Consider the following 9,651-nt stretch of genomic DNA (forward strand, 5'->3'; position numbering starts at 1 on the left):
ATGTTACTGACTGACCACACCGCCAGACGTTCAAGGCGAATGCGTGGTATCGGTCAAATCATCGACCGCCAGGGCTCCGGTTTCCGACGTTTCCAGCACCACATAAGCACTGCTGCAGAACAGCGAATTGAGGCGCTTCATGTCGGCGATCAACTCAAGATGCAGGGAACTGGTCTCGATACTCTGCACGATCTTACGTTGCAAACGGCTGACATGCGCGTGGGCCAGGCGGCGTTCCTGTGCGCGAAAGCGACGTTTCTCGCGCAGCAGCTGGCGGGCGCTTTCCTTGTCTGCGCTCAAGAACACCGACAGGCCCAGCCGCAGGTTGGCGATCAACTGACTGTTCAATCCCGCCAGCTCTTCCAGACCCACCTCGGAAAACGAGCGGCGCTGAGAGGTTTTCTGCTGCTGGACCTTGCGCAGCATGCGTTCGATCAGGTCGCTGGCCAGTTTCAGGTTGATCGCCAGTTCGATGATCTCGGCCCAGCGCCGGCTGTCCTGATCACTGAGGTCTTCACGGGGCATCTGCGCCAGATACAACTTGATCGCGCTGTAAAGCGACTCGACATCATCGGTCATGCGGCGCATTTCCTGGGTGACGGCAGTCTGATTGCCACGCAGGACATCCGACATCGATTCGAGCATGCTGTCGATCAAGTCGCCGATACGCAGCGTTTCCCGGGCGGCGTTGGCCAGCGCCAGACTCGGTGTATCCAGTGCGGTCAGATCAAGATGCCTGGGTTTGGCCGTGCCATTGACTTGCGGGCGCTCGGGCAGCAGCCAGGCACAGAACCTGGCCATCGGCCCGACGGTGGGCAGCAGAATCAAACAACGCGCCGTGTTGTAGAGCAGGTGGAAGCCGATGACCATTTCCTGCGGGCTGAAGTCGAGGCTGTCGATCCAGTGCACCAACGGGTCGAGCACCGGAATGATCAGTACCAGACCAATCAGCTTGTACAACAGGCTACCGAGCGCCACCTGACGCCCGGCGGCGTTCTGCATGCTGGTGCTGAGGAACGCCAGCACACCGCTGCCGATATTGGCGCCGATCACCAGGCCGAGGGCCACCGGCAGGCCGATCACCTTGGCGCCGGCCAGGGTCGCGGTCAGCAGCACCGCCGCCAGGCTGGAGTAGGAAATCATCGCGAACAGCGCGCCCATCAGGGCATCGAGCAGAATGTCGCCGGTCAGCGAAGCGAAGATCACCTTCACGCCCTTGGCATGGGTGATGGGCGCCGCGGCCTCGACGATCAGTTGCAGCGCCAGAATGATCAGGCCCAAGCCGATAGCGACACGGCCCATCTGGCCCAAGCGGGTCTGCTTGCGCGACAGGAAGAAGATCACTCCGATGAAAATCAGCAACGGCGACAGCCATGACAGGTCGAAGGTCAGCACCCGCGCCATCAGCGCCGTACCGACGTCGGCGCCGAGCATGGTCGACAGGGCAGGGGTCAGCGCCATCAGGCCCTGACCGACGAAGGAGGTGACGAGCATGGCCGTGGCGTTGCTGCTCTGGACCATCGCCGTCACCGCGATCCCCGAGAGAAAGGCCAGCCAGCGTTTGGACATGTTGCGGCCAATGACATGGCGCAGATTGGAGCCGTAGACCCGCAGGATGCCGGTACGGACGATGTGCGTGCCCCAGATCAGCAAGGCCACGGCTGAAAGCAAATTGAGCAGGGTGAGCATAAAGGCCCCCTGTGGTGGTAGCGCCCCAAAGGAGCAAGTTGACGGTACCGCGAGGTTCTACGTGTTGTACTTAAGCTGTAGTTGGCTAACGGTCTGGGCGCCAGCATCGCATAGCTAAAGAAGTGATTGAAACAAAAGTGTCATGAAAACAGCTTCATGCAGACAAGCAAAAGGGGCCCGAAGGCCCCTCGCTCTGTTCTTCCTGTAGGAGCCGAGCTTGCTCGCGATGGACTCAAGAACGCCGCGGGGCATCAGGTGCCCAGCGTCATCGTTGACGACCATCGCGAGCAAGCTCGGCTCCTACAAGGGAGGGCCGGTTACTGCCCCGGAATATCCTTGCGCAGTTTCACCGGATCCTGCTGCTGTTTCTTGCGGGCGATCGCGGTGCGCATCTTGATGTTGATCGCTTCCACCGCCAGCGAGAACGCCATGGCGAAGTAGACGTAGCCCTTCGGCACGTGAACGTCGAAGGATTCGGCAATCAGCACCGTACCCACGATCAGCAGGAACGCCAGCGCCAGCATCTTCAGCGACGGGTGCTTGTCGATGAACTCGCTGATGGTGCCCGAAGCCAGCATCATCACCAGTACCGCCACGACAATCGCCGCGACCATGACCGGTACATGGGAAACCATGCCGACGGCAGTGATCACCGAGTCCAGGGAGAACACGATGTCGATGATCGCGATCTGCACGATGGTGTAGAGGAAGTTGCCGCCCTTGCCGCTCGGCTCCTCGTTGGACTCATCCTCGCCTTCCAGCGCGTGGTACATCTCCTGGGAGCTTTTCCACAGCAGGAACAGGCCACCGAAGAACAGGATCAGGTCACGCCCGGAAATGCCCTGGCCGAATACTTCGAACAGGTCGGCGGTCAGGCGCATGACCCAGGTGATCGACAGCAGCAACAGAATCCGCGTAATCATGGCCAGCGCCAGACCGAAGATTCGGGTGCGCGCCTGCATGTGCTTGGGCATGCGGCTGACCAGGATCGAAATCATGATGATGTTATCGATACCCAGAACGATTTCCAGGGCGGTCAGGGTAAAGAAGGCAACCCAGATTTCAGGGTTGGTCAGCCATTCCATGTGTATTCCTTTGAGCGTGTGTTAAACCACAAAGGGTCCGGGCTTCAGACAGCGAAGCCGGGACCCTTTATGGCGAGTCTTGGGCTTATAGAGTGCTGAACAGCGGAAAAATCCCCATCAGCAGTGCTGCAACCAGTATGCACATGCACACCAGCACTGCCCACTTGAGGGTGAAGCGCTGGTGGTCACCGAAGTCGATACCGGCCAGGGCCACCAACAGATAAGTCGATGGTACCAGCGGGCTCAACAAGTGGACGGGTTGACCGACGATCGAGGCACGTGCCATTTCCACCGCGGTTATACCGTAGTGGCTGGCGGCTTCGGCAAGTACCGGCAACACGCCATAATAAAACGCATCATTCGACATGAAGAAGGTGAACGGCATGCTCACCAGCGCCGTGATCACCGCCAGATACGGGCCGAGGAAGTCCGGAATCACTGCCAGCAGGCTTTTCGACATCGCGTCGACCATCCCGGTGCCGGTGAGGATACCGGTGAAGATACCGGCGGCAAAGATCAGCCCGACCACTGCCAGCACGCTGCCGGCGTGAGCCGCGACGCGGTCCTTCTGGGCTTGCAGGCATGGGTAGTTGACGATCATCGCGATACTGAAGGCCACCATGAACAGCACCGGCAGCGGCAACAGGCCGGCGATCAGGGTGCACATCAGGCCCAGGGTCAGGGCGCCGTTGAACCAGATCAGTTTCGGGCGGCGAGCATCCGGAAATTGCGAAACGGTGATTTCGCTGTGATCGATTTCATCGCCCACCAGGTGCAGTTCACCCAGACGAGCACGTTCACGTTTGCCGTAGAAATAGGCGATAGCCAGGATCGCTACAACGCCGGCAGCCATTGCCGGAATCATCGGCACGAAGATCGCCGAAGGGTCCACGTGCAGCGCACTGGCGGCGCGGGCGGTCGGGCCACCCCACGGGGTCATGTTCATCACACCGCCGGCGAGGATGATCAGGCCGGCCATGATCCGCGGGCTCATGCCGATGCGGCTGTAGAGCGGCAACATGGCGGCGACGCAGATCATGTAAGTGGTGGCACCGTCACCGTCCAGGGACACGACCAGGGCCAGTACGGCAGTACCGACCGACACTTTCAGCGGGTCGCCCTTGACCATCTTGAGGATCTTGCGCACGGCCGGGTCGAACAGGCCGGAGTCGATCATCAGGGCAAAGTACAGGATGGCGAACATCAGCATCACGCCGGTCGGCGCGAGTTTGGTGATGCCTTCGAGCATCATCGGTCCGATTTTCGGGCCGAAACCACCGAACAGGGCGAAGACGATCGGGATGATGATCAGAGCGATCAGCGCGGAGAGGCGCTTGGTCATGATCAGGAACATGAAGGTGATGACCATGGCGAAGCCAAGGAAAGTCAGCATGGGAATACTCCAGGCGTAGCGCAGCTAGGGAATGGGCGGACCGGGTCGGATCAGCGCAAAACGGGAAGCACGAGGCGTACGGGTGGAGTTGTGGCGAAGCGGCGGGTAAAGGACATCAGGATCACCATTGTTGTTGTTAAATGGACCTGGCGAGCATCGATACACTCGCATTTGGCCAACCGGTCTATTGCCGGCAGTGAGGCGATCCTAATCGCGCAAGCTTTCAGCCAGCTTTCGCCAATGAAAGGCATGACCGGAAGTACGACCGATCGTCGGACGGGGTTTTGAGCCCATACTTGTGGCGAGGGGGCTTGCCCCCGTTGGGCTGCGCAGCAGTCCCATCTTTTGGGGCCGATTCGCGACCCAACGGGGGCAAGCCCCCTCGCCACAATGCCCTCATCGCTGTTGACTGGCATTTAGGGCTCAGGAGGAAAAGAGATGAAGGCGCTTCACACCGGCGGCTGCCATTGCGGGCAACTGCGCTATCAGTTCAGCGGGCCGTTGCAGGATATCGCCCACTGCCATTGCTCGATTTGCCGACGGGTCAGCGGCGGCATCGTCACCACCTGGATCACTATTCCTTCATCGGCCTTTCAATGGCTGACCGGCACACCCTCGCAGTACGACTCTTCAGCCACCTGCGTGCGATATTTCTGCGGCCATTGTGGGGCGCAGCTGGCACTGACCACCCACCTGAGCCCCGATAGCATCGATGTGACCATCGCCACCCTCGACCATCCCGAACAGGCAGCGGCCGAGCGCCACATCTGGACCGACAGCCGCCTGCCGTGGCTGCACCTGGACGAGCATCTGCCGCAGGAACCGGAAGAAACCCTATAGGTTGATCAAAAAATAGACAGGTCCAGCGGGCGAATCGCGCCCATCCAGATCGCGTGATCACGGTGGTCCAGCAGATCGTTCCCCGTGTCAGGGTGCAGGAACACCACCAATCCCTTGCGGTTGAGCGCCAGCCACGGCAGCACCTCGCCAATCAGCTCCGGTCCGAAGGCCAGTTGGCAGCTCCAGTCCGGATGTGGCCCCACCGGGCGTTCGTGCATGCGGCCCATCTTCAACGGGAACAAATGCGCCGCCTGTTCGCACAGCTCGCGCGCCTGATCGATGGTGCCGGCATCGAAATAAACATGGGCGTGATAGCCCTTGATCGCTTGCATCTGAAGCCCTCTGAATCGTTTCGAACCCTCGTTGTTTCCCGCGTGTCACACCTCTATAGGCGACAAACAAGGAGCTCAGCCATGAAAAATGCCGAAACGCCGGTGGTCAAAGTGGTGCTCTATGGTGCCATGAGTAGCCTTGGGAGCGCGCTGATGGCTGAACTGCTGCGGCGCCAGCATGAAGTGATCGCCATCCTCGATGAGCTCAATGCGCTCGCGCCGCGACCCGGGCTGCGCACCAAAACCGGCGATCTGTTCGAAGCCGAACGGGTCAAGCAGAGCGTAGCCGGCAGCTCGGCAGTCGTCTGTCTGCTGGACTCGCCCGGGTTGCCGCTCAACAGCGAATACGTGGAGAAAACCATCGTGCCGGGGCCGGTGGAGCAGGTGCTGGCGTCAGATGCGTTGATCGACGGGATGCAGGCTGCGGGCGTCAGCCGGTTGATTCTGGTCGGGGACTTCGAGGTGCTGGACGATCCGGACACCTTCGATCCCCTGCAACGTCATGCCGCCGAGGAAATCCGTGAGGCTCTGCAAAGCAGCGCATTGCAGTGGACGCTGGTGAATGCGCCGCGAGGCGTGCCTGGATTGACCATCGAGCATTTCAGCCAGATCAGCAGCAGCCTGGAACCGGGGCTGGCCGAGCCACTCGAACGCCTGGCCCGCACCGCCGCTGGCATTGCCGATGAGCTGCGTTTGAATCTGCATATTGGCGAGCATGTGGATTTTGTCGCGACCTCCTGAACGCTGCGATCTTTGATCTTCAAACCGCAATCGAAGGAAGCGTCAAACCGTTGAGCGACTGCGCACTGTCAGCCTGCTCCGCCATCAGCCAATCCACGAACCGCTGTATCAACGCCCCACGCCGCTTACGCTGCGGCAATACCACGTAGTACCCCAGCCGCGAAATCACGGTTTCCTCTATCGGCCGGCACAACAGCCCCTGCGCCAGCAAGTTATCCACAAGGTGCCGCCAGCCGATTGCCACGCCCTGACCACCAATCGCGGCCTGAATCAGCAGGGTGTAGTTATCGAACCGCAACTGCCCCGGAGCGGGAGGCGAGGTGATCCCCAACTCGCGAAACACACCGCTCCAGTCAAACCAGTTGCTGCTGTGCTCACCGCGAAGGTGCAACAGCGGAAATTCCAGCAAGGCCTTGGGCGGCAAGGGCAGGGGACGTTCGTTCAGCAGCTGCGGGCTGCACACCGGGAAGACTTCCTCGCTGAACAACCAATGGCTCTCGCCCTGCTTGAAGCGCCCGTCACCGAACAACACCGCCACATCGATATCAGTGCGCAGCATGTTATGACTGCGCTCGCTGGTCACCAGGCTGACATCGACCTGCGGATTGGCCGCGTGAAACCGGTGCAGGCGCGGCATCAGCCAGTACGCAGCGAACGCGAAATCGGTCGCCACCTGCAGCACTTCGTGTTGATGCTGCGCGCTGATCGCGCTCAATCCAGCGTCGATATTCTGCAAACCGAGCTGAACCTGCTCGAAAAGGATCATCCCGACCTCGGTCAGTTCGATACCGCGATAAATGCGGTCGAACAGGCGGGTGGCCAGTTGTTCTTCCAGACGCTTGATCTGCTGGCTGATCGCCGGCTGCGTGGTCCCCATCTCGACCGCAGCCGCCGTGAAGCTGCGATGACGCGCCGCCGCTTCAAAGGCACGGAGCAAATCCAGAGACAGGTCACCAAGGGCGTCATACATAAGCTGTGCTTATCCTAGTCATTGTCGTGCATGGGCTTTACCGCAAAGCTGGCGCATTTCATTCTCGACCCCAGCACTCTCGCATAAACATCCACTATGGAATGCCGCGATCACATGAAGCGCAAGAACATTCTTTTCATCATGGCCGATCAAATGGCCGCGCCAATGTTGCCTTTCTACGGCCCTTCGCCCATCAAACTGCCTAATTTGAGCCGCCTCGCCGCACAAGGCGTGGTGTTCGACTCCGCGTATTGCAACAGCCCACTGTGCGCACCGTCGCGATTTACCCTGGTCAGCGGCCAGTTGCCCAGCAAGATCGGCGCCTACGACAACGCTGCGGATTTTCCCGCCGATGTACCGACCTATGCCCATTACCTGCGCCGCCTGGGCTATCGCACTGCACTGTCGGGCAAGATGCACTTCTGCGGCCCGGACCAGTTGCACGGTTACGAAGAGCGCCTGACCAGCGACATTTACCCCGCCGACTACGGTTGGGCGGTGAACTGGGACGAGCCGGACGTGCGTCCGACCTGGTATCACAACATGTCATCCGTACTACAGGCCGGTCCTTGTGTACGTACCAACCAGCTGGATTTCGACGAAGAGGTGGTGTTCAAAGCCCAGCAGTACCTGTTCGACCATGTTCGTGAAGACGGCGATCAGCCGTTCTGCCTGACCGTTTCCATGACTCACCCCCACGATCCTTACACCATTCCCAAGGCGTTCTGGAATCTGTACGACGACGCCGAAATCCCGTTGCCGGAAACCCCGGATCAACACGATCTCGATCCTCACGCCCAGCGTTTGCTCAAGGTCTACGACCTTTGGGACAAACCGCTGCCTGTGGATAAGATTCGCGACGCCCGTCGAGCCTATTTCGGTGCGTGCAGCTATATCGACAGCAACGTCGGCAAACTTCTGGAAACCCTCGAGGAAACCGGGCTGATCGACGACACCATCATCGTTTTCTCCGGCGACCACGGCGACATGCTCGGCGAGCGTGGCCTCTGGTACAAAATGCACTGGTACGAAATGGCTGCGCGGGTGCCCCTGTTGATAAGTGCCCCAGGGCAGTTCGGCGCCGGTCGTGTCAGCGCCTCGGTATCCACCGCCGACCTGCTTCCGACCTTCGTTGAACTGGCGGGTGGCTCGCTGGAACCGGGCCTGCCGCTGGACGGGCGCTCTCTCGTATCGCACCTGCAAGGGCAGGGCGGGCACGACGAGGTGTTTGGCGAGTACATGGCCGAAGGCACCATCAGCCCGTTGATGATGATTCGCCGTGGCCCTTACAAATTTATCTACAGCGAAGATGACCCTTGCCTACTCTTCGATGTGCAAAACGATCCGAAGGAGCTGGAGGAGCTCAGCCAGTCCCCGCAACATCGCCAGCTGTTTGACGAATTTCTCGCCGAAGCACGGGCCAAATGGGACATATCGTCGATTCACCAACAGGTGCTCGCCAGCCAGCGACGCCGGCGTTTCGTTGCCGAGGCGCTGACCCTCGGCAAGCTGAAGAGCTGGGATCACCAGCCGCTGGTGGACGCCAGTCAGCAATACATGCGCAACCATATCGACCTTGATGATCTGGAGCGTAGAGCACGTTATCCACAACCCTGCCAAAACCAATAATGTTAAGGGGAAGTCCATGCAAAGGTTATCCACAGTACTGACGGTCGGGCTTTTTGCCCTGAGCAGTGCGTCGGCGTTTGCCGATCAATGCGAGACGGTGAAAATGGCCGATCCGGGCTGGAGCGACATCGCCGCGACCAACGCCATCACCGGGTTTCTGCTGGACGGCATGGGCTACAAGGCCAAGGTCGACACCCTGGCGGTGCCGATCACCTATGGCGGGCTCAAGGATGGCCAGGTGGATGTGTTCCTGGGTAACTGGATGCCGGCGCAACAGGGCTTCTACGACAAGTTCGTGGCCACGGGCGATGTCACGCAACTGGCCAAGAACCTGGACGGCACCGAATTCACCCTCGCGGTCCCGGACTATGTATGGAACGCGGGTGTGCATAACTTTGCCGACCTGAACAAGTTTGCCGACAAGTTCGACCACAAGATCTACGGCATCGGCTCGGGCGCACCGGCGAACATTTCCCTGCAGGAAATCATCAAGAAGAATGATTTCGACATGGGCCAGTGGAAACTGGTCGAGTCCAGCGAGCAGGCGATGCTGGCCGAAGTCTCCCGCGCCGTGAAGAAACAGAAGTTCGTGACCTTCCTCGGCTGGACCCCGCACCCGATGAACGTGCAGCTCAAAATGCACTACCTCAAAGGCGGCGAGAAATACTTCGGCGACACCGGCACCGTGCACACCCTGACCCGCAAAGGTTATGCACAGGCCTGCCCGAACGTCGGCAAGCTGCTGACCAACCTGAGCTTCACTCAGGAAATGGAGAACAGCATCATGGCCGAGGTGGTGAACAAGAAAGTCAGCAATGCCGATGCGGCCAAGGCCTGGATCAAGGCCAACCCGGCGGTGCTGGACAAGTGGCTTGATGGAGTGAAGACCGTGGATGGCAAGGATGCGTTGCCGGCGGTCAAAGCCAAACTCTGAAGCAGCAAAAAGCATCGCGAGCAGGCTCGCTCCCACAG

The 9,651-nt window shown here is 59.9% G+C and carries 9 protein-coding genes; 4 read left to right on the forward strand and 5 right to left on the reverse strand.

Features of this window, described 5'->3' with window-relative positions; translation table 11 throughout:
- Window positions 1-30: 30 nt before the first annotated feature.
- From K9857_RS28060 to K9857_RS28070, 3 genes are all read right to left on the reverse strand, one after another.
- Window positions 31-1,689 (reverse strand): Na/Pi cotransporter family protein, encoded by a 1,659-nt coding sequence (locus tag K9857_RS28060; RefSeq protein WP_224541454.1) that lies wholly within the window; start codon window positions 1,687-1,689, stop codon window positions 31-33.
- Between the two features lie 317 nt (window positions 1,690-2,006).
- Window positions 2,007-2,774, reverse strand: a complete 768-nt coding sequence (locus K9857_RS28065) for a TerC family protein (RefSeq protein ID WP_224541456.1) — start codon at window positions 2,772-2,774, stop codon at window positions 2,007-2,009.
- An 85-nt stretch (window positions 2,775-2,859) separates the two neighbouring features.
- Window positions 2,860-4,167: a CitMHS family transporter gene (locus tag K9857_RS28070; RefSeq protein ID WP_224541458.1), complete on the reverse strand. Its 1,308-nt coding sequence runs from the start codon at window positions 4,165-4,167 to the stop codon at window positions 2,860-2,862.
- A 438-nt stretch (window positions 4,168-4,605) separates the two neighbouring features.
- Here K9857_RS28070 and K9857_RS28075 point away from each other — a divergent pair, with 438 nt between their 5' ends.
- A complete protein-coding gene (locus K9857_RS28075; protein WP_224541460.1) occupies window positions 4,606-5,007 on the forward strand; it encodes a GFA family protein in 402 nt (133 codons plus the stop codon).
- 5 nt (window positions 5,008-5,012) lie between these two features.
- Here K9857_RS28075 and K9857_RS28080 read toward each other — a convergent pair whose 3' ends face one another.
- A complete protein-coding gene (locus tag K9857_RS28080) occupies window positions 5,013-5,339 on the reverse strand; it encodes a DOPA 4,5-dioxygenase family protein (RefSeq protein ID WP_224541462.1) in 327 nt (108 codons plus the stop codon).
- An 81-nt stretch (window positions 5,340-5,420) separates the two neighbouring features.
- On the opposite strand from K9857_RS28080, the gene K9857_RS28085 reads away from it, so the two are divergent.
- Window positions 5,421-6,080 (forward strand): NAD(P)-dependent oxidoreductase, encoded by a 660-nt coding sequence (locus K9857_RS28085; RefSeq protein WP_224541464.1) that lies wholly within the window; start codon window positions 5,421-5,423, stop codon window positions 6,078-6,080.
- A gap of 19 nt (window positions 6,081-6,099) precedes the next feature.
- On the opposite strand, the gene K9857_RS28090 is transcribed toward K9857_RS28085, so the two are convergent.
- The gene (locus K9857_RS28090; protein ID WP_224541466.1) at window positions 6,100-7,050 is read right to left on the reverse strand and encodes a choline sulfate utilization transcriptional regulator; all 951 of its coding nucleotides are present in this window, start codon (window positions 7,048-7,050) and stop codon (window positions 6,100-6,102) included.
- A 114-nt stretch (window positions 7,051-7,164) separates the two neighbouring features.
- Between K9857_RS28090 and betC the strand changes: the two genes are divergently transcribed.
- Window positions 7,165-8,679 (forward strand): choline-sulfatase, encoded by a 1,515-nt coding sequence (gene betC / locus K9857_RS28095; RefSeq protein ID WP_224541469.1) that lies wholly within the window; start codon window positions 7,165-7,167, stop codon window positions 8,677-8,679.
- Between the two features lie 16 nt (window positions 8,680-8,695).
- Window positions 8,696-9,613 carry a choline ABC transporter substrate-binding protein gene (gene choX, locus K9857_RS28100; RefSeq protein ID WP_224541470.1) on the forward strand — a complete coding sequence of 306 codons (918 nt, stop codon included), beginning with the start codon at window positions 8,696-8,698 and terminating at the stop codon, window positions 9,611-9,613.
- Window positions 9,614-9,651 lie beyond the last annotated feature (38 nt).

This window comes from Pseudomonas sp. REP124 (genome assembly GCF_020164475.1).
In the GTDB taxonomy this organism is placed as follows: Bacteria; Pseudomonadota; Gammaproteobacteria; order Pseudomonadales; family Pseudomonadaceae; genus Aquipseudomonas.

What these genes read in the sequence shown, in the direction of transcription:
- K9857_RS28060 (WP_224541454.1), bottom strand. Translation starts at nt 1,689, where the DNA reads ATGCTCACCCTGCTCAATTTGCTTTCAGCCGTGGCCTTGCTGATCTGG.
- K9857_RS28065 (WP_224541456.1), bottom strand. Translation starts at nt 2,774, where the DNA reads ATGGAATGGCTGACCAACCCTGAAATCTGGGTTGCCTTCTTTACCCTG.
- K9857_RS28070 (WP_224541458.1), bottom strand. Translation starts at nt 4,167, where the DNA reads ATGCTGACTTTCCTTGGCTTCGCCATGGTCATCACCTTCATGTTCCTG.
- K9857_RS28075 (WP_224541460.1), top strand. Translation starts at nt 4,606, where the DNA reads ATGAAGGCGCTTCACACCGGCGGCTGCCATTGCGGGCAACTGCGCTAT.
- K9857_RS28080 (WP_224541462.1), bottom strand. Translation starts at nt 5,339, where the DNA reads ATGCAAGCGATCAAGGGCTATCACGCCCATGTTTATTTCGATGCCGGC.
- K9857_RS28085 (WP_224541464.1), top strand. Translation starts at nt 5,421, where the DNA reads ATGAAAAATGCCGAAACGCCGGTGGTCAAAGTGGTGCTCTATGGTGCC.
- K9857_RS28090 (WP_224541466.1), bottom strand. Translation starts at nt 7,050, where the DNA reads ATGTATGACGCCCTTGGTGACCTGTCTCTGGATTTGCTCCGTGCCTTT.
- betC (WP_224541469.1), top strand. Translation starts at nt 7,165, where the DNA reads ATGAAGCGCAAGAACATTCTTTTCATCATGGCCGATCAAATGGCCGCG.
- choX (WP_224541470.1), top strand. Translation starts at nt 8,696, where the DNA reads ATGCAAAGGTTATCCACAGTACTGACGGTCGGGCTTTTTGCCCTGAGC.